This is a genomic window from Maribacter sp. X9, assembly GCF_048537565.1.
Classification (GTDB): Bacteria; Bacteroidota; Bacteroidia; order Flavobacteriales; family Flavobacteriaceae; genus Maribacter.
Genome location: NZ_CP183215.1, coordinates 1509122 through 1533446 on the forward strand (window position 1 = coordinate 1509122; position 24325 = coordinate 1533446).

Sequence of the window (24325 nt, forward strand, 5' to 3'; positions counted from 1 at the left end):
TAACAAAAGTCTATGGCGTCGCATTACGAAGCACCTATACGAAAACCCCTTGTGATTGGAGACAAAGGCTACCACGATGTAACAGTGGATATAGCCGCTCCTGTTGAAGGAAGAGCGAATAAGCATTGGTGGATAGTTTTTTCCATTGCCTTAGTGGCATTTCTTTGGGGAGTAGGTTGTATAATTTATACGGTCTCTACCGGTATCGGTACTTGGGGACTTAACAAAACCGTGAACTGGGCTTGGGATATCACCAACTTCGTTTGGTGGGTAGGTATTGGTCACGCCGGTACATTGATTTCCGCAGTATTATTATTGTTCCGTCAGAAATGGAGAATGGCTATAAACCGTTCAGCGGAAGCAATGACAATTTTCTCGGTTGTTCAGGCAGGGTTATTCCCTATTATACACATGGGTAGGCCATGGTTGGCGTATTGGGTACTTCCTATTCCTAACCAATTTGGATCACTATGGGTGAACTTTAACTCACCATTGCTTTGGGACGTATTTGCGATTTCAACGTATTTATCGGTTTCATTAGTATTCTGGTGGACGGGTTTACTTCCTGATTTCGCAATGATCCGTGATAGGGCAGTGTTGCCTTTTCAGAAAAAGATATACAGCTTATTAAGTTTTGGTTGGACAGGTCGTGCTAAAGATTGGCAGCGGTTCGAGGAAGTTTCATTAGTCTTGGCCGGTTTGGCAACGCCCTTGGTACTTTCAGTGCATACTATTGTATCCTTTGACTTTGCTACATCGGTAATACCTGGTTGGCATACGACTATATTCCCTCCCTATTTCGTTGCTGGGGCTATTTTCTCAGGATTTGCCATGGTGAATACCTTATTGATAATTATGCGGAAGGTGTGTCACTTAGAAAATTATATTACCATTCAGCATATTGAATTAATGAACATTGTAATCATGCTTACCGGTTCTATTGTAGGTTGTGCCTACATTACCGAATTGTTTATGGCATGGTACTCTGGTGTTGAATATGAGCAATATGCATTCTTGAACAGAGCTACAGGGCCTTATTGGTGGGCATATTGGTCCATGATGACCTGTAACGTGTTTTCTCCACAGTTCATGTGGTTCAAAAAACTTAGAACAAGTATCATGTTCTCTTTCTTTATCTCCATTGTGGTGAACATAGGAATGTGGTTTGAAAGATTCGTGATTATCGTAACCTCGTTGCACCGTGATTATCTTCCATCTTCATGGACTATGTTCTCTCCAACTTTTGTCGATATTGGAATATTTATTGGTACCATAGGATTTTTCTTTGTCTTGTTCTTATTGTATGCTAGAACATTCCCTGTAATTGCACAGGCTGAAGTTAAGTCCATTTTAAAATCTTCTGGGGAAAGGTATAAGAGATTACGTGAAGCTGGAAAGCCATTATATCAAATTCCTACTGCTAAGGTAAGGGTGGAAGAGCCTATTACCGATGATGTTCTTATGGGTGAAGTTGTACCCCCGATAGGGGATAAAATTGGTGTTTCTGATTTACTTAGTGCGGTTGGGACATATGACCCAACAACACAGCAACCGGATAATTTGAAAAAGATAAAAGGCATAGGTCCTCAAATGGAAGCAACCTTGAATCAAATAGGAATTTACACCTTTGCTCAGGTAGCACGTATGACCGAAAGAGAATACAATTTATTGGATTCGATTACTGGTTCATTTCCCGGTAGGGCGCAGCGCGATGATTGGGCAGGACAGGCAACAATTTTATTAAATAACAAAAGATAATTATGGCATCTAAAGTTATACATGCTTTTTACGACGATGATGATGTATTGATGCTTGCCGTTAAAAAGGTTAAAGCAGCGAAGCATCACATAGAGGAGGTCTACTGTCCTTTTCCAGTTCATGGGTTAGACAAGGCAATGGGATTGGCTCCTACGAGAATAGCCATAACATCCTTTTTATATGGTTGTGTGGGTTTAACTGTCGCCGTTGTAATGATGAACTACATTATGATAGTTGATTGGCCCCAGGATATCGGAGGTAAACCAAGTTTTAGTTATATTGAAAATATGCCAGCTTTCGTTCCGATTATGTTCGAGCTTACTGTATTCTTTGCTGCGCATTTAATGGTGATTACCTTTTACTTGAGAAGTAGGTTATGGCCGTTCAAGAAAGCTGAAAACCCTGATGTAAGAACAACGGATGATCACTTTTTAATGGAAATTGAAATCCATGATAACGAACAGGAATTAAGAGATTTGTTGATGGATACCGGTGCGGTCGAAATTAATGTGTCAGAAAAAAACAGTCATTAAATATGAACAGTTTTAATAAAATAGGATTTTTATTTGCCCTGGTTGTTTTGGTAACTTCTTGCCAAGACGATAGTGTTCCAAATTATCAGTACATGCCGAATATGTATGTGCCCGTCGGTTATGAAGCCTATGGCGAGGCCGATTTTTTACCGAATCAGTCAGAAGCTATGGTTCCACCGGCAAATACGATAAATAGGGGTTGGTTGCCTTATGAAATAGAGAATTCCCCCGAAGGAAAGGAGATGGCTAGATTGCAAGCTAGTCCTTTAGATTCTATGAATACGGAAAAGAATTTGGCAAAGGGCGGTGCTTTGTATACCATATACTGTGCTATTTGTCATGGAGATAAGGGTGACGGACAGGGTACTTTGGTGAAAAGGGAGAAAATATTGGGTGTTCCTAGTTATGCTGATCCGGTACGTAATATTACGGTAGGAACTGCCTACTATACTATTCATTATGGATTGAATTCCATGGGGTCGTACGCGTCACAAATGAATACAGAAGAAATGTGGCAAGTATCTGAGTATGTAATGCAATTGAAACAAGATTTAACCAAATAATAGGTAAACAATACTATGTATACGTTTTCAAATAGACTAAAAATAGGTTCCATTATTCTGATGGCAGTTGGACTGTTAGGTATTATTGGTGGTTTTGTTATGGCTCCTGGAACAGTTGAAGAAGCAAAAGCTATCGTGGCCAGTCATGACGAAGGTCACGGTGATGTACATGGGGCCGAGGCTTCGCATGCATCCCCAGAAAGCGATCATACCGTAGTAGAAGAGCACGGTACATCGCATGATCAACATTTGTTAGATCAATTAAAGAACAAGCCTTGGGCCGCTTTGTATGTGGCTGCTTTTTTCTTTATGATGATAGCTTTGGGTGTGTTGGCTTTTTATGCCATACAGCGAGCTGCACAGGCAGGTTGGTCCCCGTTGTTATTTAGGGTAATGGAAGGTATTACCTCCTATTTAGTGCCAGGGGGTATTATTGTATTCGTTATTCTATTACTATCTGTTTTACATATGAATCATTTATTTATATGGATGGATGAAAGCGTAGTGGCTCACGATGCTTTATTGCAAGGCAAATCTGGATATTTGAACCCTACTTTTTTCTTGATAAGGGCAGCGATATTTTTAGCAGGTTGGATTGGCTATAGAGAATATTCTAGAAAACTGTCCTTACAACAAGATGAGTCTGATGACAATGAAAATTTCAAATTAAACTTTAGAATTTCTGCTGGTTTTCTAGTCTTTTATTTGATTTCAGAATCTATAATGTCTTGGGATTGGATAATGAGCGTTGAGCCGCATTGGTTCAGTACTCTATTTGGTTGGTATATTTTCGCAAGTATGTTTGTATCTGGAATAACCGTAATTGCAATGGTTACCATTTATTTGAAGTCTAAAGGATTATTGCCCGATGTTAATGATAGCCATATTCACGATTTGGCGAAATTTATGTTCGGTATTAGTATTTTTTGGACTTATTTGTGGTTCTCTCAGTTTATGTTGATTTGGTATTCGAACATACCCGAAGAGGTTACCTATTACGTGACTAGGATTGCTGATTACAGACTACCGTTCTTTGGTATGGTGGCCATGAACTTTTTATTCCCTGTTCTGCTATTGATGAACAGTGATTACAAAAGAATTAATTGGTTCGTAATCATGACGGGGATTGTAATATTGGCAGGACATTATATGGATATTTTCAACGCAATCATGCCTTCTACTGTAGGAGATCAATGGTTTATCGGTATTCCTGAAATAGGTGCGGTATTATTTTTTGCAGGATTATTTATTTTTTGGGTATTCAGGGCACTTTCAACGGCACCATTGCAGCCAAAAAGGAATCCTTTTATTGAGGAGAGTAGACACTTTCATTATTAGTAGAAAAGTAAAGTATAACATTTATATATACGATGACGACATTTTTAACTCTAGCTGTTTTAGTACTGGTGGCGATTGCTATCTGGCAATTGACCAAGATATTTGAATTATCACAGCTTAAAACGGCTAAGTACCAAATAGCAACAGATAGCGATAATAAGAACAATGGATACATGTTGTTCGCCTTTTTGGTATTCATTTACGGAATTACGATTTTCAGCTTTTGGAAGTACGGTAAGTTTCTCTTACCGGAAGCAGGTTCTGCCCATGGGGAGGAGTATGATTATCTGATGTTGGTTTCCTTCATAATCATTTTTATTGTACAGACCATCACACAGGCTTTATTACACTATTTCGGATATAAATATCGTGGTAAAGAAGGTCAGAAAGCTTTGTTTTATGCCGATAATGATCGTTTAGAGTTTATTTGGACCATCATACCGGTGATTGTTCTTGCGGGCCTGATCTTATGGGGTCTTTACACATGGACCAATATCATGGACGTAAATGATGAGGATGATCCGCTGATCGTAGAGCTTTATGCCCAACAATTCAATTGGACAGCTAGATACGGTGGTGCTGATAATGTTTTGGGAGGGGCAAATGTTAGAATGATTGATATTGACAAAGCCAATGTATTAGGATTGGATGAGTCCGATTCTTATGCTGCAGATGATGTTATCGTAAAGGAATTACATTTACCGGTTGGGAGAAAGGTGAATTTTAAAATGCGTTCACAAGATGTTCTGCACTCTGCATATATGCCTCATTTTAGGGCACAGATGAACTGTGTTCCAGGTATGATTACCCAATTTTCATTTACTCCAATTCACACAACTGAAGAAATGAGAAGCAATCCAGATATCATGGAAAAGGTCAAAAGAACCAACAAAATACGTGCAGAAAAGTCTGAAAATAGTGGCGAGGTTTTAGATCCTTGGCAATTCGATTATATCTTACTTTGTAATAAAATATGTGGTAAATCACATTATAATATGCAAATGAAGATAGTTGTTGAGACAGAGGAAGAGTATAATGAATGGATGAAGGGACAATCAACATTTGCTGAAACGGTTATGAAGGATGATTCTAACCCGACAGCATCGGTAGGAGAATAGTTAGATTATCTCTACAATAGACAAGGCTATAATAAGAAAATTAATAAAACAAAGATTACGATTATGTCAGCAACAGTAGATGCACACATTGATGATCACGGTCATGACGATCATGGGCATCATCATAAAGAAACCTTTATAACAAAGTACATCTTTAGTCAAGATCATAAAATGATAGCCAAGCAATACCTTATCATTGGTGTTTTTGTGATGGGCTTTATCGGTATTGCGATGTCCTTATTATTCAGGATGCAATTGGCATGGCCGGGAGAATCTTTTCCGATTTTTGAGGCATTATTGGGAAAATGGGCGCCTGAAGGTGTAATGGATGCTGATATTTATTTGGCTTTGGTGACCATGCATGGTACCATTATGGTATTTTTTGTGCTTACTGCTGGCCTTAGTGGAACGTTCAGTAACTTATTAATTCCTCTACAGATCGGTGCGCGTGATATGGCATCTGGTTTCCTTAATATGGTTTCCTTTTGGTTGTTTTTTCTGGCTAGTATGATCATGGTTTTCTCGCTGTTCGTGGAAGCGGGACCTGCCGCAGCTGGTTGGACAATTTATCCACCTTTAAGTGCTTTACCTATGGCACAGCCAGGTTCAGGTATGGGAATGACCCTTTGGCTGGTATCAATGGCAATATTCATCGCATCATCTTTAATGGGCTCTTTGAATTATATTGTAACCGTTATCAATTTGAGGACCAAAGGTATGTCCATGACAAGATTACCTTTAACGATTTGGGCTTTCTTTGTTACTGCGATTATAGGGGTTATTTCCTTTCCTGTATTACTTTCAGCAGCACTGCTATTGATTATGGATAGAAGTTTCGGTACTTCTTTTTTCTTATCCGATATCTTTATTCAAGGTGAAGTTTTACATTATCAAGGTGGATCGCCGGTTCTTTACGAGCATTTGTTCTGGTTTTTAGGTCACCCAGAGGTATACATTGTTTTATTGCCCGCATTAGGGATTACCTCAGAAGTTATGTCAACCAATGCACGTAAGCCGATTTTTGGTTATCGGGCCATGATTGCTTCGATTTTGGCCATTGCTTTCTTGTCTACCATTGTTTGGGGTCACCATATGTTCATTTCAGGAATGAACCCATTCTTAGGGTCAGTGTTTACATTTACGACACTTCTTATTGCGATACCTTCAGCGGTAAAAGCATTTAACTATATAACGACCTTATGGAAGGGTAATTTACAACTGAACCCTGCCATGTTATTTTCTATAGGATTAGTTTCAACATTTATCACTGGTGGATTGACGGGAATCATTTTAGGAGATAGTACCTTGGATATTAATGTTCATGATACCTATTTCGTAGTAGCTCATTTCCACTTGGTAATGGGAATATCGGCATTATATGGCCTATTCGCCGGAGTGTACCATTGGTTCCCTAAAATGTTCGAAGGTAAAATGATGAATAAGAATCTAGGGTATGTGCATTTTTGGGTAACGGCAATTTGTGCTTATGGCGTTTTCTTTCCAATGCATTTCGTTGGTATGGCAGGGGTGCCAAGAAGATACTACCAGAACACCGCCTTTCCGATGTTTGATGAACTTACCGATATACAGGTGTTAATGACGGTATTTGCTATAATAGCCGCTGCGGCACAACTTGTTTTTGTTGCTAACTTTATCTACAGTATTTTCTATGGCAAAGTAGGACCTCAAAATCCATGGAAATCGAACACCTTAGAATGGACGGCTGAACAGAAGCATGTACACGGTAACTGGGCCGGCGCTATACCCGAAGTTCATCGATGGGCTTATGATTACAGTAAAGTAGATGCCAATGGTGAATACATTATTCCTGGACAGGATTTCGTTCCTCAGAATGTTCCTTTACAGGTTGATGAAGAGGAGATGAACCATTAATATATAATATACTTCATACAGAGTGCCCTACTAATTTATAGTCGGGCATTTTTTTTGCTCTTAAGAAAATGCCAACTTGTTTTCTGATTCCCTAAAATTGAATACCTTCATTTTTTTATTAAATATCCGTATTATGAAAAATTGTGTTGTACTTATATTTATTTCATTGGTTTCACTTCATACCCATGCGCAACGCAAGCCTAAGATAAAAGGGAATAAAAATATTATTGAAGTAAAAGAAGATATGGAACCTTTTAATTCTATCGAATTATTGGATGATTTAGATGTGGTTCTGCAAAAATCTTCGCAAGAAGGTTATGCTTTAACCTTGGATGATAATTTAGTCGATGTACTTAAGTTTAAAGTTGAAGAGGGTACATTGCAGATTTCCTCTTTTTATAATATTACCTCTAAGAAAAAATTAGAAATTACCGTTTTCTATCAAGATTTAAGCTCGTTAAAAATGCTTAATGGAAAGATCAGTATGAACGATGTAATTTCCGCAGAGCATTTAAAGGTAAACACGTCAGGAACTTCAAGATTGGAATTAAATGCTACTGCAGATATCATAGATATAACCATGGAAGAAATAAGCTCTGGAGATTTTAATCTTGCCAGTGACTCTTTGAACATCATTTTAAAGGATCGTATCGATGTCAAATTATATACAACGGGTGCAAGTAATAATTTGTACATGTATAAAAATGCTTCTGCCAAGGTAGAGGGCTCTACCGATTTTTTTAGGGTTAAATTATATGGCAATAGTTCCTTAAATGCCTCAGAATTTGAACCAAATAAAGCGCTCTTAATAGCAGAAGATTCACCCAGTGCATCAATTAGGGCAATTAGTGGATTTGAATTGAGTTCCAAAGGCGCTTCTAAAACAAAACTTTATGGTAACCCAAAAATCACCATTTTGGACTTTTTGGATACTTCCAAGCTAGAAAAGGAAAAGGATTAGTTCTTAGCTATCGGAGCTGTCAAACAATGTTCTGGAATTCCAAAGCCATCCACTAAGGTATCTAAATGCGGTCTCAGTTCTGTGCATAGGCGTTCTACCCGTTGCCGTATTGCTTTTGACTTGTTATTGCCGATGTAGCCCTGTTCTAAATACCAGGAGGCATCCTTACGAATTTCATAAAGTGCGTATAGGGTTCCCAATTTTTCGAAAAGTGACCTATATGAAGTATCTTCAATAGTAGTACTATGTTCTAAAAATGACTTGTAGGCGAGTTCTACGCTATACGCTTTACCTAATGCCAACAAGTGGGTTTGAACTTTAAGAAAGGCTTGATAGGAGGGAATGCCTTTTTTAATATAATTTCTGATACGCATGGCGATCGTATAGGTCAATCTTTTTGTTCGATGCTCAAAGGCATGAATATGAAATTTAGGATTGTACAAATGTTCTTTATCTGTCTTATTGGAATACATCGGATTTATGGTGGCTAATTTATCACTCAACTGAGCGCTGAGTAATTTGAGTACGCTCGAAAAACCCGCACTGTTAAACTCTGCCTTAAAATCCGATAAAACACCCTTGGCTGCCAATTGCAACAGTACATTATTATCTCCTTCGAACGTTGTGAAAATGTCTACATCTCCTTTTAAATCGGCAATTCGGTTCTCCAATAAATAACCTTTTCCCCCACAAGCTTCCCTACATTCTTGAATCGTAGCATTGGCATACCAAGTAATTATTGATTTTAATCCAGCTACTTGCGTTTCAATTTGACGTTTGTCCGGTTGTGATTCATCACAATATAACTGCATCATTTTGTCAAGCGTGGCATGATACACATAGGCACTTGCGACCAAAGGTGTCAATCGTAATTGATGGGAAGGGTAATCCATCAATAAATCTTCTTGTACTTTTACACTATCATTGAACTGTCTTCTTTTTAAGGCATGTTTTATGGCAACGGTCAATGCATATTTGGCGCCACCCAGCCCTGCCCTTGCAACGCAAATTCGGCCACCCACTAAAGTCCCTAACATGGTAAAAAATCGTTTGTTCGGATTTTTAATTTCTGAATGATATGTGCCATTGGCCAAAATGGTGCCGTATTTGTTCAGTAGATTTTCTTTAGGGACCGAAACCTGGTTGAACCAGATTTTGCCATTATCCACCCCGTTCAACCCTAGCTTGTACCCATTGTCCTCTACGCGTATTCCTGGTAAAAGTTCATGTTCATCATTTCGTAGGTTAACTAAAATAGCATGAACACCTTCATTCTTCCCGTTTATGATGAGTTGTGCGAAAACAGAAGCCATTTTAGAATGCATGGCATTTCCAATATATTCCTTATTGTCATTTTTGCCGGGGGTGTGTATTACCAAGCGCTCTGTCGTTGGATCATAGGTGGCCGTTGTTTTGATACCACGAACATTAGAGCCATGTCCCGTTTCCGTCATGGCGAAACAACCTAAAAGTTTGGCAGCTCCAGTTTTGGTAAGGTATTGATCATGGTGTTTTTTTGTGCCGAGTTTTTGTATGCTCCCTCCAAAAAGGCCGAATTGAACCCCGAATTTTATGGTTAAGCTTCCATCAACATACATTAGGTTTTCAAAAATTGTGGCGTAGCCTTCCATATCATTAGTTCCTCCATATGCTTCTGGATACGCTAATGCTCCATATCCCTTATTTGCCAAAAACTCCACTTGTTTTAAGACATGATTCCGATAGGGTTCTTTGTCTCTTATAATACCCCAAGAAAATATCGGATCTTTTAATTCATCCCTGAAGCTATCGATAATTGAACCGTGTTTTCCTTTTAAGATAATATCTATTTGCTCAGAATCATAATGAACTGAGTTTTTTTCAACATCAATTTGAACATCGAATAGATGGTTATAGTGATTCGGCTGAATGCCCAAATTGATTTCTATATCCTTTAGGTGTTCATTCGATGGAATTTTGGAGTGATAGTATGATGCTACTTTTTGGCTCAATGCCGTTAAGGGATATGCCTCATATTCTACCAGTTTTACCCCTGAATTTGAAATCAATTGTTTCCATGATTTAAACAATGCATCTTCAGGTGGCTTTTTGACATCTAACCAAGAGGTTAATAATTTTTTTGCGCCCTCATCCAAGGAATTGTCGTTCTTTATAGCTCTTTCCACCACGTTTATTTCTGAAGTGGATAAGAGGTCGTCCGACCAAATAATATAGAAAAATGGTATGTATTGAAGTATTTCGGGGGTGTAATTTTCTTTTGTCATATGATGAATTTACAAATTTATTGAACAATACGCCTTGCTATTTAACGCTTACTTTTGGTATTTGTCAATCGGGATTTAGTCGAAACAACCCTATAAAAGTTCTCGAGTGTTTGTCTATCTTTGTTAGGATATGAACGAGTATTTAGACCCATCTGCCGAAGGCTTCTCTAATGAGGAGCTGGACATTGAAAGAGCGTTACGCCCCATAAATTTTGATGATTTTACGGGTCAGGAACAAGTGCTTGAAAATTTAAAGGTATTTGTTGAAGCTGCGAATAGAAGAGGGGAAGCTTTGGATCATACGTTGTTTCATGGCCCTCCTGGTTTAGGTAAAACTACTTTGGCCAATATTTTGGCCAATGAATTAGGCGTGGGAATTAAGATTACGTCTGGTCCTGTACTGGACAAACCTGGAGATCTTGCTGGACTATTAACCAATTTAGATGAGCGAGATGTTCTCTTTATCGATGAGATTCATAGGTTAAGCCCAATTGTAGAAGAATACTTGTATTCGGCAATGGAAGATTATAAGATTGACATCATGATCGAATCGGGTCCTAATGCGCGTTCGGTGCAAATCAATTTAAATCCGTTTACGTTAATAGGTGCTACAACACGTTCGGGTTTGTTAACCGCGCCGATGCGTGCAAGGTTTGGCATTCAAAGCAGATTACAGTATTATTCGACAGAACTACTTTCTACGATTGTGGAGCGGAGTGCCGAGATATTACGTGTGCCCATCTCTCAAGACGCGGCTATAGAGATTGCAGGTAGGAGCAGGGGTACACCAAGAATTTGCAATGCCCTTTTAAGACGGGTACGTGATTTTGCCCAAATTAAGGGCAATGGTTCCATTGATATGGAAATATCTAAATTTAGCTTAAAGGCTTTGAATGTAGATGCCCATGGATTGGATGAAATGGACAATAAAATTTTGACTACCATTATCGATAAATTTAAAGGTGGCCCAGTGGGAATAACCACCTTGGCTACCGCTGTTTCTGAAAGTGCAGAAACCATAGAAGAAGTTTACGAACCTTTTTTAATTCAGCAAGGTTTCATTATGCGCACACCCAGAGGACGTGAAGTGACGGAATTGGCCTATAAACATTTGGGAAGGATTAAGGGAGGAATACAGCCGGGATTATTTTGAGCATAGATATCAAATCTAAATGGACAACCATTATTAAAACCGAAGCCAAACGCCTCGGTTTTTTATCATGTGGTATTTCTAAAGCTGATTTTTTGGAAGAAGAAGCGCCACGGTTAGAAAAATGGCTCAACAAAAATATGAATGGCGAAATGGGCTATATGGAAAACCATTTCGACAAACGATTAGATCCAAGATTGTTGGTAGAGGGTTCAAAATCTGTAATTTCTCTACTGCTTAATTATTATCCCGAAGAAACACAGGTAGAAAATACTTTTAAGGTGTCCAAGTATGCCTATGGGCAAGACTATCATCACGTTATCAAGTCTAAGTTACGAGAGCTGCAAGAGTTTATTTCAGAGGAAATAGGTGAAGTGAAGGGTCGGGCTTTTGTCGATTCAGCCCCAGTATTGGATAAGGCTTGGGCCGCAAAAAGCGGTTTGGGGTGGATCGGCAAACATAGTAATCTCTTGACACAGCAAGTTGGCTCGTTTTATTTCATAGCAGAACTTATCGTAGATCTTGAACTCGAATATGACCATGCCGTGACCGACCATTGCGGTACCTGCACTGCCTGCTTAGATGCATGCCCAACACAGGCAATCGTTGAGCCATATGTGGTAGATGGTAGTAAATGCATTTCCTATTTCACGATTGAATTAAAAAATGAAATCCCGAACGAGTTCAAAGGTTCGTTTGATGACTGGATGTTTGGTTGCGATGTGTGCCAAGACGTGTGTCCTTGGAACCGATTTTCAAAACCGCACCGAGAGCCTTTATTTAATCCAAATCCCGATTTACTATCGATGACCAAAAAAGATTGGGAGGAAATAACGGAAGATGTCTTTCGAAAAATCTTTAAAAAATCTGCGGTTAAGCGGACCAAATTTGACGGCTTGACCAGAAACATTGAATTTCTAAAGGAGTAAAAGTTGTATCAAACGTTTTCGTTGTTTTTTGCTTCGCTGAGATATTGTGCTAAGGCTTAATTATATTATATTGCTAGTCGGTATAAATTATACAATTCAAATAATTTACTTGTTTTTATTGATGATGCCGTAATGATGTATTTAAGTTGAGGTAAAGCGATATAAATGAGAATAGGAAAACCAAGTCTTAGTTTTTGGCAGATTTTTAATATGAATGTTGGTTTTCTCGGGATTCAGTATAGTTTTGGGCTACAGCAAACTGCCATTAATCCTATATTTTTATATTTAGGGGCGTCAGAAGAGATGCTTCCTATTTTGAACATTGCCGGGCCAGTTACAGGATTGATCATTCAGCCTATTATTGGGGCAATGTCCGACAAAACATGGTCCTCAAAATGGGGCCGGCGTAAACCTTATTTTTTAATAGGTGCGTTAATCGGTAGTTTGTGTTTGTTCGCATTTCCATCAAGTCCGGTTTTGTGGTTCGCTGTTGGACTTTTATGGATTTTAGATGTAGGGAACAATATGGCCATGGAACCCTACCGGGCATTCGTAGGCGATAAGCTGCCTGAAAAACAATTAAGTCTTGGTTATCAAATGCAAAGCTTGTTCGTAGGGGCAGGGATTCTTTTGGCAATGGGGTCTATCGTTTTGTTTCAATATGTATTCGGGGCCGATACTGTTGAAGAAGCAGGTGCGATTCCTAAATGGATTTATTATTCATTTTATATCGGTGGAATGCTTTCCATGACCACCATTTTATGGTCCGTTTTTAAAACTCCTGAAATTCCACCTACGGCTCAAGAATTGGCTGAAATTAATGAAGCTAGAGAAAAACCTTTAAGCGAGCGTATAGCGAAACCCTTTGCTGAAATTGCAAAAGCTATCAACGATATGCCAAGCTTTATGTGGAAACTCGGTCTTGTATATCTGTTTCAATGGTACGCCTTATTTGTGTATTGGCAATATATAACCCCATTGTTTATGCTCACCATGGATTATGGTATTTCTGAGGCTGCTTCGCAATCGGCTCAAATGAGTCTCACCTATAACATTGTTACTATGGTCGTAGCTTTAGCTTTAGTTCCATTAACTTTGAAATTCGGAGGTAAAAAAGTGTATTCCCTAAGTCTGGTAGGCACGGCCTTGGCTTTGTTCGTCATTCCTTTTATTGATGATCCTAAGTTGGTTTTGGTTCCAATGGTATTGTTCGGTATAGGTTGGGCTGCAATGATGGGTGTGCCCTATACCATGGTTTCCAAAGTAGTTCCTCAGGAAAGACGGGGGGTTTATATGGGTATTTTGAATATGATGATTGTTATCCCTATGGGCATTGAAACCATCACTTTTGGTCCTATCTATAAATATTTGTTAGATGGTAATGCGGTAAATGCAATTCTTTTTGCCGGAGTATTCTTTGTGCTAGCGGCACTTTTTGCGATGCGGCTGAATGTAACGCATAAGGAGGAAGTCTTGAATGTTTAGTATTTTATTGGCTACAGCCTACCTTAGTAAACCTTTGATTTTGTTTGGATAAAACTGTTTTCTTTTCTAGCTTTTATAAAGAATACCGTTAAATTTGATTTTTTAAAATAAGCAGAACATGAGCAAGGAAAAACAAAGAAGGGAAGCCCTTATTTATCACGCCAAACCAACACCTGGCAAAATAAAAATTGTACCTACCAAACCCTACAGTACACAGCGTGATCTTGCTCTAGCCTATTCACCTGGCGTGGCTGAACCTTGTTTGGAAATAGCCAAGGATAAGGAAAATGTTTATAAATATACTTCTAAGGGAAATCTCGTCGCTATTATCTCTAACGGTACTGCAGTTCTCGGTTTAGGAAATATTGGCCCTGAAGCATCCAAACCTGTTATGGAGGGTAAGGGACTTCTGTTCAAGATTTTTGCGGATATCGATGGAATGGATATCGAGATTGATACAGAAGATGTAGATAAATTTATTGAAACGGTAAAGATGATCGCTCCGACCTTTGGAGGAATCAACCTTGAAGATATAAAAGCCCCTGAGGCATTTGAAATTGAACGTAGATTAAAGGAGGAACTTGATATACCGGTAATGCACGATGATCAGCACGGAACGGCAATAATCTCTGCCGCCGCCTTGTTGAATGCCTTGGAACTGGCGAACAAGAAAATGGAAGAAGTCCGTATAGTGATTAGCGGTGCGGGCGCTGCGGCCGTTTCTTGTACAAAATTGTACAAGGCATTCGGGGCAAAAGCGGAGAATATCGTTATGTTGGATAGTAAAGGGGTGATCCGCAAGGATGCAGAAAACCTGGCAAAATCCAAAATCGAATTTGCCACGGATAGAAAAATAGACACATTAGACGAAGCTATGGTAGATGCCGATGTGTTCGTGGGCCTTTCAATCGCGAATATTGTTTCTCCGCAAATGCTGAAATCAATGGCGGATAATCCCATTGTTTTTGCAATGGCCAATCCCAATCCTGAAATCGACTATGATTTGGCGGTCGCCACCCGTAAAGATTTGATCATGGCAACAGGACGATCCGACCATCCTAACCAAGTGAACAATGTACTAGGTTTCCCCTTTATTTTTAGAGGTGCGCTGGATGTTAGGGCAACTGCAATAAATGAGGAAATGAAAATGGCAGCGGTAAAAGCACTTGCCGATTTAACGAAACAACCTGTGCCCGAGCAGGTAAATATCGCATATGGTGAAACCAGATTAACTTTTGGTAGGGAATATATTATTCCAAAACCTTTTGACCAACGCTTAATATATGAGGTGCCACCAGCTGTTGCAAGGGCAGCTATGGAAAGTGGGGTCGCCAAAGCTCCTATTTTAGACTGGGAGAAATATAAGGAAGAATTAATGCTCCGATCCGGTAATGATAATAAGGTAGTGCGCTTATTGCATAGTAGGGCACGTACCAATGCGAAAAATATTGTATTTGCCGAGGCAGATCATTTAGATGTTCTAAAAGCAGCTCAAATCGTACATGAAGAAGGTATTGCGGTTCCCATACTTTTAGGAAGAAAGGACATTATTTTAGAATTGAAGAAGGAACTCGATTTTGATGCTGATCTGGTAATCATCGATCCTATGTCAGAAGAATTCGATGAGCGCCATATTAGGTATGCTACGAAATATTGGGAAAGTCGCAAGCGCAGTGGGGTTACCTTTTACAGTGCAAAAATAAAAATGCGTGAACGCAATTATTTCGGATCGATGATGGTACTCGAAGGAGACGCGGACGGTATGATTTCCGGTTATTCTAGAGCCTACCCAACCGTAGTGAAGCCAATTTTGGAAGTAATCGGCAGGGCCGCAGGAGTCAAGAAAGTGGCAACGGTTAATATAATGATTACAGAAAGGGGGCCTTTGTTCTTGGCCGATACATCCATCAACATAGAACCCAACGCTGAGGAACTTGCAGATATCGCCCAAATGACGGCGAATGTAGCTAAAACCTTTGGTTTTGACCCAGTATTGGCAATGTTGAGTTATGCTAACTTTGGATCTTCATCGCACCCTAACGCTAGAAAGGTAAGGGAAGCTGTACGTATGCTTCATGAAAATGACCCAAATTTGGTTGTGGATGGTGAGATTCAAACCGATTTTGCGCTAAACAAAGAGTTGCACCAAAGTAAATTTCCGTTCTCAAAACTTGCCGGTAAAACGGTGAATACGTTAATTTTTCCAAATTTGGAATCGGCGAATATCACGTATAAGCTACTCAAAGAATTGAACAGTGCCGATTCTATCGGTCCTATTATGGTCGGATTAAGAAAATCGGTGCATATCATGCAGTTAGGCGCCAGTGTGGATGAAATTGTAAATATGGCCGCGGTTGCAGTTATCGATGCGCAGGAACGTGAAAAACGTAAAAAGGCTAAAGAAACAGTGTAGCTTTTGCTAGAGTGAAATTTAAAATAGGGAAATTGGTAGTGAATACTTTATTTCCCTATTTAATTTAAGGGAATATGATACATCATTTAAAAGGAAAATTAGTTGAGAAAAATCCAACGCATGTTATTGTTGAGTGTAATGGCGTGGGGTATTTTGTAAATATTTCGTTGAATACCTTTTCAAAGCTTCCAGAACAGGAAAATATTTCTCTTTTTACACATCTTCAAATAAAGGAAGATTCTCATACGCTTTATGGATTTGTCGAAAAATCTGAGCGAGAAATATTCAGGTTGTTACTATCTGTTTCGGGTATTGGATCAAGCATTGCCAGGACCATGCTTTCCTCCATGTCCCCATCTCAAATTAGGGATGCCATTGCGAATGGAGACGTCCCGACCATTCAGTCTATAAAAGGAATCGGTGCCAAAACTGCACAACGCGTAATTTTAGACCTTCGTGATAAGGTTTTAAAAGTCTATGATATAGATGAACTTTCCTTGAGTGCAAACAATACAAATAAAGATGAAGCGTTATCTGCTTTAGAAGTTCTAGGCTTCGCACGTAAACAGGCAGAAAGGGTTGTCGATAAAGTGCTTAGTCAAGATGCTTCATTAAGCGTTGAGAATATTATTAAACTCTCGCTCAAAAATTTGTAATAAGTTTAAAAAAACGGGGCGATTAAAAATCTTAAAATTTCTTTTAAGTCTAACCTTTTATCTTTCATTTTTTTTGCTTTCATGGGGGTTACCATGGCGCAAGAAACGGAAGAGCAAGAGGTTGATTCTGTTAAAACAGGATTTGAGTTGGGTAGAATAGTATTGGAAAATCCAGATAGTATCGTTTCCAAATACATTTATGACCCTAAACTTGATCGTTATATCTATAATGAAAGCGTTGGGGATTTTAATATTGGTTATCCAATTATTCTTACTCCTGATCAATACTTCGAGCTTATTAAAAGAGAGGGTATAAAATCTTATTTTAAGGAAAAATCAGATGCCTTTTCCGGTAAGAAAGCCGGTAGTGAGGAAGCCCGAAAAAATTTACTCCCCAATTTTTATGTAAACAATGATTTCTTCCAATCCATTTTTGGGGGAAATACGATTGAAATTATCCCCCAGGGTTCGGTAGCAATGGATTTAGGAGTGATCTGGCAGAAAAACGATAACCCCTCATTATCACCACGAAACAGGACTAACCTTTCGTTCGATTTCGACCAACGAATCAGTCTAAGTATGTTGGGGAAAATAGGGGAGCGTTTGCAGGTGACGGCAAACTATGATACAGAAGCTACTTTTGATTTTCAGAACATCGTTAAGTTAGATTATACGCCAACAGAGGATGATATTATTCAATCCATAGAAGTGGGGAATGTAAACATGCCCTTGAATAGTTCTTTAATTCAGGGTGCGCAAAGCCTTTTTGGGGTAAAAACAAAATTACAGTTCGGTAAAACGACGGTAACGGGTGTTTTTTCCGAACAACGTTCACAGAACAATACGGTAGTTGCGCAAGGTGGTGGAACCGTAAATGAATTTTCGATTACAGCATTGGATTACGATGAGAATAGGCACTTTTTTTTAGCTCAATATTTTAGGGACAATTATAATCGTGCACTTTCTACTTACCCTTATATACAAAGTCAAGTACAGATCACACGTATCGAAGTTTGGGTAACCAATAGAAGCCAACAGACTTTGAACGTTCGTAATGTGGTGGCCATTCAAGATTTAGGGGAGGCCGATGTTACAAAAACAAGAGTAGGTCAAAATAATGGGAATGCGCCAGGATTTTTCAATGGTCCTGCCGATCTTCGGCCGAGAAACAATGCTAATGATTATGATCCTGCTTTAATTGGTAAGGGAGGTGCACTTACTGATAATATAAGGGAAATAGCAACTGTTGAAAATGGATTCGACACCTCAAGATTTTCTGGAGGTTACAATCCTAATCAAGGGTTTGATTATGCCTTATTGGAGAATGCAAGAAAATTGGAACAAGGACGTGATTTTGAATTCAATTCCCAATTGGGGTACATTTCCCTGAACCAGAGATTGAGTAATGATGAGGTATTGGGTGTTGCCTTTCAATATACATTTAAAGGAGAAGTAATTCAAGTAGGGGAGTTTGCCAATGGTGGTTTAGATGCGACCACAGTTTCTCAAGGGGCGAATCCTATTATAGAGAACAATACCCTTATTCTTAAGCTTTTAAAAAGTAATATTACCAATGTCAAAGACCCTATCTGGGATTTGATGATGAAGAATATTTATGCCACAGGAGCTTTTAGGTTAAGTCAAGATGATTTTAAAATGAACATCCTGTATTCGGTCCAACACCTAGAAACTATATTACTCCGGTAGTGGAGGGTCCAGGTTCTGGTTGGCCCGACGGTTTGCAGGATCGTATCCTATTGAATGTATTTAATCTGGATAGATTGAATGTTTATAATGATATTCAACCAGGGGGCGACGGTTTCTTTGATTTTGTTCCTGGTCAGACTATAGATGTGCAAGGGGGTAGGATCATATTTACCACGGTAGAGCCTTTTGGACAGTTTCTGTTCGAGCAATTGGAGAACGGTAACAGTGGGCAATACGAAAATACATCTGCCTATAACCCGAACCAAGAACGCTATGTTTTTCGTGACATGTACGAATTGACCAAAGCCGCGGCTTTACAGGATCCTGAAAAAAATAAATTCCTTTTAAAGGGGAAGTATAAATCTGAGGGTAGTAATGGTATTCCCATAGGGGCCTTCAACGTGCCAAGGGGATCGGTGAGGGTGACCGCTGGGGGCAGGCAACTACAGGAAGGTATAGATTATACGGTGAACTATCAAGCCGGAACCGTGCAGATTTTAGACCCCAGTTTGGAAGCATCTAATGTGCCGATCAATATTTCGGTAGAGAACAATGCGGTGTTCGGGCAACAAACACGTCGATTTACCGGGGTCAATGTAGAGCATCAATTCAATAAAAACTTTGTGTTAGGCGGTACATTGTTGAACTTGAACGAGCGTCCCTTGACCCAAAAATCCAATTTTGGGGTAGAACCGGTAAACAATACGATTTTTGGTTTAAACGGTAATTTTTCTACTGAAGTACCATGGCTGACACGTATGGTCAATAAATTGCCCAATATTGACACAGATGTTCCGTCCAACGTATCGGTTCGGGCAGAGATGGCGATGTTAAAACCGAATTCTCCAAAGAATGCGAATTTTAATGGGGAGACAACCACCTACTTAGATGATTTTGAAGGAGCGCAAGCATTAATTGATATACGGGCTTCGTTAGGTTGGAGTATTTCGAGTACACCATTGGAGTTTGCCAATGGAGACCAGCTTTTTGGAAGCTCACCCGAAGATCCCGACAATTTGTTGAATGGCTATGGAAGGGCCAAATTGGCATGGTATACCATCGATCCTATTTTTTATACGAATCAAAGACCAACGGGCATAAGTGATGATGATATTTCTACCAATCCTACCCGTAGAATTTATATCGATGAAGTTTTCCCACAAACAGATATAGCCCAAGGTCAAACACAGGTTCAGGGAACTTTAGATATAGTATATTATCCAAATTCCAAGGGGCCTTATAATAATAACCCCAATTTTGAAGGCGAGTCGCCCAATGAAAAATGGGGAGGTATGCTGCGGGCCTTGAGCAGTACAGATTTTGAACAAAGTAACGTGGAGTTCGTTCAATTTTGGGTACTAGATCCTTATGTAGACGGCATCGCTACAAGTGCTGGGGAACTGGTGCTGAACCTGGGAAATATTTCAGAGGATATTTTACGTGATGGTAAAAAGCAATACGAGAACGGCCTGCCCGGTGTTGATAGCAATGACTTCGTTGCCCCTACTTCTTGGGGCGAAGTTCCCGCCACACAATCGTTAGTATATGCGTTCGATGCAAGCGAAACTAACCGGAGCCTTCAAGATATTGGTTTTGATGGCTTGAACGATGCAGCGGAAAGTTCCGTTTATACCAATAATGGGGGAGATGACCCTGCTTTAGATAATTATCAATATTATTTGAATAGAGAGGGTAGCATTTTAGAGCGTTACCTCGATTTTAATAGCCCTGAAGGAAACTCACCCGTAGCGGTCACCAATACGAACAGGGGTTCGACAACCCTGCCCGATGTAGAGGATATTGATCGTGACTTGACCATGAATACCGTGAACAGTTATTATGAGTATCGTATTCCCATAAAACCGAACACATCTATTAATGATAAATACGTTACTGATATCCGGGTAGGTACGGCTAGCGGAAATAGAATTCCAAATGGTGACGAAGTTAACTACCGTTGGATCCAATATAAAATTCCCTTAAGTGATTTTAGTGATGCTGTTGGGGGGATAACCGATTTTAGGTCCATTAGCTTTATGCGGATGTACATGACAGGCTTCAGTAGTCCGACGGTCTTGCGTTTTGCTACTTTGGATTTAGTGAGAGGTGACTGGCGTACCTATGTGAAAAGCTTACAAGACCCCGATATTGACAACAACCCTGCGGACGATGGTACCACTTTAGATGTGAATACGGTCAACATAGAAGAAAACAGTAATAGAATTCCGATTCCTTACGTGTTACCACCAGGGGTAATTAGGGAGCAATTGAATAATAATAACACGATTATACGCCAAAACGAACAATCCCTTTCGTTGGTAGTGGAGAATTTAGAAGCGCAAGATTCTCGAGGGGTGTTCAAGAACCTTAACATCGATATTCGTCAATACAAGAAACTGAAGATGTTTATGCATGCCGAAAAAATTGTGGATAGTGATTATGCCGATACGTCTACGCCATTGGTGGGCTTTTTGCGAATGGGAACAGATTTTTCAAAGAATTTCTATCAAATAGAACTCCCGTTGCAGTTTACACCTTTTACCGCTGTATCTGATACAGAAATTTGGCCAGAGAATAATGAGTTGAATATTTCGCTCAGTGATTTGAACAAAGTGAAATCCCTTTGGATCAACAGTGGTGATTTAAGTGAAATGCGCTTTTTTGAGGTGGTTGATGGTGAAGTTATCCCTGTTAACGAGTTTGATGTGCGTACACCGGGAAGGGTAAGAATTGGAATAAAAGGTAACCCCTCTTTAGGAAGCATCCGCAGTATTATGGTGGGGGTCAAGAACCAAGATAATTTGCCGGCCCGAGGCGAGGTTTGGTTCAACGAACTACGTTTGGCCGGCTTGGATAACAATGGCGGTTGGGCTGCGGTAGCGGCGGTTGATGCCAATATCGCCGATTTCGCCAATATAAGCGCCACGGGTAGTAAAAGCACCTCTGGTTTCGGATCCATTGATCAGATGCCTAATGAACGTGCCAGGGAGGATGCCGTGTCGTATGATGTTGTAACGAACGTAAATGTAGGGCAATTGCTACCGAAACAGTGGGGAATTCAATTACCTTTCAATTATGGTATTTCTGAGCAATTGGTCACTCCAGAATTCGACCCGGTTTATGATGATTTAAAATTGAAGGATTTAATAAACGCAGCACCAAATCAACAGGCGGCAGATGAAATAAGGGAGCAAGCGGAAGATTATACGAAGAGGACCAGTATCAATTTGATCGGGGTACGTAAGGATCGAGGTGAAGAGGCCGAGGCTAATTTCTATGACATAGAGAACTTCACCTTTAATTATTCTTATAATGAAACCGATCACCGCGATTTTGAAATAGCGCAATTGCGGGACCAGAGTATCAATACGGGTTTTGTGTATAACCACAGTTTTGACGCTGTTGAAGTTGCCCCTTTTGCAAAAAAGGATTCTCTTTTTACAGGTAAATATTGGCAATGGTTAAAAGATTTAAACCTTAATTTATTGCCGTCGACCATAGGGGTGAATTCAAATATCAATCGTCAATTTAATGCTCAGCGATTCAGGGATGTTAGGGAAGAAGGTGTGGATCGCTTACAATTACCAGAATTACAGCAGCGCAATTACTTGTTCAATTGGCAATATGCCATCAACTATAATTTGACCAAATCTTTGCGTTTGAACCTTACGGCTTCTAACAATAATATAGTCCGAAATTATTTTAATGAGGACGAGCCAGAAGGATCACCGGACAGGATCAATAAAGCCTTGGGGCTTTGGGATGGATTTTTTGATATTGGTGAGCCAAATCGGCATTCACAGCAGATGCAACTGAACTATGAAGTACCTTTTGCGAAAATACCAGCATTGGATTTTATCAACACCCAATACACTTACACCAGTAATTTTGATTGGCAACGTGGAGGCGACGCTTTGAAGGAAGTTGCAGGTCAATATATCAATACGGTGCAAAATGCCAATACACATACTATAACGTCATCATTGACCATGCAGAAGTTCTATGATATGTTGGGCCTTAAAAAGAGGGAGGCACCCAAAGCTGCAGCATCTACGCCTATTAGAAGGGATAATGTCGGGGTGCCTGGCGAAGGGCAAGAAAAAATTAAGGGAAAGACGAGTGATCTATTCAATACCGTCGTGGATATAGTGACCATGGTAAAACGATTGAATGTTAACTATAGTGAAAATAATGGTACGGTATTGCCAGGGTATACGCAGTCGGTAGGTTTTATAGGAACGGCAAGACCAACCATCGGCTTTGTTTTCGGTAGCCAGTCCGATGTTCGTTTCGAAGCTGCACGTAATGGTTGGTTAACGACATTCCCAGAGTTTAACGATCAATTCATCCAACGAACCAATAAGCAGTTGAACATTACCGCTACTGCTCAACCTACTAAAGATATTACAATTGATCTTTCTGCGGATAGGCAATATTCAAATAGTTACCAAGAGAATTTTAATGTAGTAGACCAAGATTATAAAGTGCAGTTGGGTAATACCTATGGTAGTTTTAGTATTTCTACCATGATGATCGGTACGGCATTCGGTAAGAGTGACGAGTTTGACTCGGCCACTTTTGAACAGTTTAAAGAGAATAGGATCACTATAGCTAATCGATTAGCTTTAGAAAAGAGTATTCCTGTCGGTGCTAACGAAGAATTTCCAGATGGTTACGGAAAAACTCAACAAGAAGTTTTGTTACCTGCATTCTTTGCCGCATACACCGGGCAAGATGCTGGTCGGGTCAATTTAGATACTTTTAGAGATATTCCAATTCCTAATTGGAGCATAAAGTATACAGGGTTAATGAAAAATAAATGGTTCAAAAAGAAATTCAAGCGTTTCTCATTAAGTCATGGGTATAGGGCATCCTATAGCATCAACTCTTTTCAGACCAATCTTGAGAAGGTGCAATTGCAAAAAAAAGGCTTGCCTCAAGTGAATGCGGAGAATGGGGATTTACTTTCAGATTTAATTCTGAACAATGTGGTGCTCACGGATCAATTCAATCCATTGGCCCGAGTTGATTTCGAAATGCAAAATTCAATCAGTGTTCTGGCTGAAATTAGAACTGATAGGGCCTTATCCTTAAGTTTTGATAATAATCTGATGACGGAAATTAACGGTAAAGAATATACAGTTGGTTTAGGATATCGTTTTAAAGATGTAAAATTCGTGACCAATATTGGCGGAAATAAAACCAGATTAAAAGGAGATTTGAATCTAAAGGCCGATGTCACCTTGCGTGATAACATTACGATTATCAGAAATTTAGATATAGACAACAATCAAATAACATCAGGTCAAAATTTAATGTCCCTTAAATTCACCGCAGATTATGCACTGAGTAAGAGTCTGAATGCCCTTTTCTTTTACGATCATTCGTTCTCGAAATTTGCAGTATCGACCGCTTTTCCACAAACGACGATCAATACTGGGTTTACGATACGCTATAATTTCGGAAACTAGGGAAAAGTGGTCAAGTGGTGACTATAGAATTGTTAGGGCCATACATGGATTAAGGGGTGTAAGGATTATATATTTTTTGATAACCT

At 39.5% G+C, this 24325-nt stretch carries 13 protein-coding genes and 1 pseudogene; 13 read left to right on the plus strand and 1 reads right to left on the minus strand.

Features of this window, described 5'->3' with window-relative positions:
* The first annotated feature begins 12 nt into the window (after positions 1 to 12).
* The 7 genes from nrfD to ACNR9Q_RS06350 all read left to right on the plus strand — a co-directional run bounded on the left by nrfD (position 13) and on the right by ACNR9Q_RS06350 (position 8164).
* On the plus strand, positions 13 to 1758 hold the full coding sequence (gene nrfD, locus ACNR9Q_RS06320; protein ID WP_419213765.1) for an NrfD/PsrC family molybdoenzyme membrane anchor subunit: 1746 nt from the start codon (positions 13 to 15) through the stop codon (positions 1756 to 1758).
* 2 nt (positions 1759 to 1760) lie between these two features.
* Positions 1761 to 2291 carry a DUF3341 domain-containing protein gene (locus tag ACNR9Q_RS06325; protein WP_419213766.1) on the plus strand — a complete coding sequence of 177 codons (531 nt, stop codon included), beginning with the start codon at positions 1761 to 1763 and terminating at the stop codon, positions 2289 to 2291.
* A gap of 2 nt (positions 2292 to 2293) precedes the next feature.
* On the plus strand, positions 2294 to 2854 hold the full coding sequence (locus ACNR9Q_RS06330) for a c-type cytochrome (RefSeq protein ID WP_419213767.1): 561 nt from the start codon (positions 2294 to 2296) through the stop codon (positions 2852 to 2854).
* Positions 2855 to 2869: 15 nt separating this feature from the next.
* Entirely contained in the window at positions 2870 to 4192 is a 1323-nt protein-coding gene (locus tag ACNR9Q_RS06335; protein WP_419213768.1) for a quinol:cytochrome C oxidoreductase, read from the plus strand.
* 32 nt (positions 4193 to 4224) lie between these two features.
* Positions 4225 to 5310, plus strand: coding sequence for a cytochrome c oxidase subunit II (locus ACNR9Q_RS06340; protein ID WP_419213769.1), 1086 nt, complete (start codon positions 4225 to 4227; stop codon positions 5308 to 5310).
* 63 nt (positions 5311 to 5373) lie between these two features.
* A complete protein-coding gene (locus ACNR9Q_RS06345; protein ID WP_419213770.1) occupies positions 5374 to 7203 on the plus strand; it encodes a cytochrome c oxidase subunit I in 1830 nt (609 codons plus the stop codon).
* 133 nt (positions 7204 to 7336) lie between these two features.
* Complete coding sequence (locus ACNR9Q_RS06350; RefSeq protein ID WP_419213771.1) at positions 7337 to 8164, plus strand: GIN domain-containing protein; 828 nt, start codon at positions 7337 to 7339, stop codon at positions 8162 to 8164.
* Here the strand turns inward: ACNR9Q_RS06350 and ACNR9Q_RS06355 are convergent.
* A complete protein-coding gene (locus ACNR9Q_RS06355; protein WP_419213772.1) occupies positions 8161 to 10428 on the minus strand; it encodes an acyl-CoA dehydrogenase in 2268 nt (755 codons plus the stop codon). The genes ACNR9Q_RS06350 and ACNR9Q_RS06355 overlap by 4 nt on opposite strands.
* A gap of 130 nt (positions 10429 to 10558) precedes the next feature.
* On the opposite strand from ACNR9Q_RS06355, the gene ruvB reads away from it, so the two are divergent.
* From ruvB to sprA, 6 genes and pseudogenes are all read left to right on the plus strand, one after another.
* A complete protein-coding gene (gene ruvB / locus ACNR9Q_RS06360) occupies positions 10559 to 11581 on the plus strand; it encodes a Holliday junction branch migration DNA helicase RuvB (protein WP_419213773.1) in 1023 nt (340 codons plus the stop codon).
* A gap of 2 nt (positions 11582 to 11583) precedes the next feature.
* A complete protein-coding gene (gene queG, locus ACNR9Q_RS06365; protein WP_419214250.1) occupies positions 11584 to 12507 on the plus strand; it encodes a tRNA epoxyqueuosine(34) reductase QueG in 924 nt (307 codons plus the stop codon).
* A 165-nt stretch (positions 12508 to 12672) separates the two neighbouring features.
* Complete coding sequence (locus ACNR9Q_RS06370) at positions 12673 to 13992, plus strand: MFS transporter (RefSeq protein ID WP_419213774.1); 1320 nt, start codon at positions 12673 to 12675, stop codon at positions 13990 to 13992.
* 118 nt (positions 13993 to 14110) lie between these two features.
* Complete coding sequence (locus ACNR9Q_RS06375; protein ID WP_419213775.1) at positions 14111 to 16405, plus strand: NADP-dependent malic enzyme; 2295 nt, start codon at positions 14111 to 14113, stop codon at positions 16403 to 16405.
* Positions 16406 to 16479: 74 nt separating this feature from the next.
* A complete protein-coding gene (gene ruvA, locus ACNR9Q_RS06380) occupies positions 16480 to 17061 on the plus strand; it encodes a Holliday junction branch migration protein RuvA (protein ID WP_419213776.1) in 582 nt (193 codons plus the stop codon).
* A gap of 81 nt (positions 17062 to 17142) precedes the next feature.
* Positions 17143 to 24239 (plus strand): annotated as a pseudogene (gene sprA, locus ACNR9Q_RS06385) (cell surface protein SprA).
* Positions 24240 to 24325 lie beyond the last annotated feature (86 nt).

Coding starts and splice junctions, on each gene's coding strand:
- ACNR9Q_RS06350 (WP_419213771.1), top strand. CDS start 7,337: ATGAAAAATTGTGTTGTACTTATATTTATTTCATTGGTTTCACTTCAT.
- ACNR9Q_RS06325 (WP_419213766.1), top strand. CDS start 1,761: ATGGCATCTAAAGTTATACATGCTTTTTACGACGATGATGATGTATTG.
- ACNR9Q_RS06340 (WP_419213769.1), top strand. CDS start 4,225: ATGACGACATTTTTAACTCTAGCTGTTTTAGTACTGGTGGCGATTGCT.
- ACNR9Q_RS06375 (WP_419213775.1), top strand. CDS start 14,111: ATGAGCAAGGAAAAACAAAGAAGGGAAGCCCTTATTTATCACGCCAAA.
- ACNR9Q_RS06345 (WP_419213770.1), top strand. CDS start 5,374: ATGTCAGCAACAGTAGATGCACACATTGATGATCACGGTCATGACGAT.
- ACNR9Q_RS06370 (WP_419213774.1), top strand. CDS start 12,673: ATGAGAATAGGAAAACCAAGTCTTAGTTTTTGGCAGATTTTTAATATG.
- ACNR9Q_RS06355 (WP_419213772.1), bottom strand. CDS start 10,428: ATGACAAAAGAAAATTACACCCCCGAAATACTTCAATACATACCATTT.
- ACNR9Q_RS06330 (WP_419213767.1), top strand. CDS start 2,294: ATGAACAGTTTTAATAAAATAGGATTTTTATTTGCCCTGGTTGTTTTG.
- ruvA (WP_419213776.1), top strand. CDS start 16,480: ATGATACATCATTTAAAAGGAAAATTAGTTGAGAAAAATCCAACGCAT.
- nrfD (WP_419213765.1), top strand. CDS start 13: ATGGCGTCGCATTACGAAGCACCTATACGAAAACCCCTTGTGATTGGA.
- ACNR9Q_RS06335 (WP_419213768.1), top strand. CDS start 2,870: ATGTATACGTTTTCAAATAGACTAAAAATAGGTTCCATTATTCTGATG.
- ruvB (WP_419213773.1), top strand. CDS start 10,559: ATGAACGAGTATTTAGACCCATCTGCCGAAGGCTTCTCTAATGAGGAG.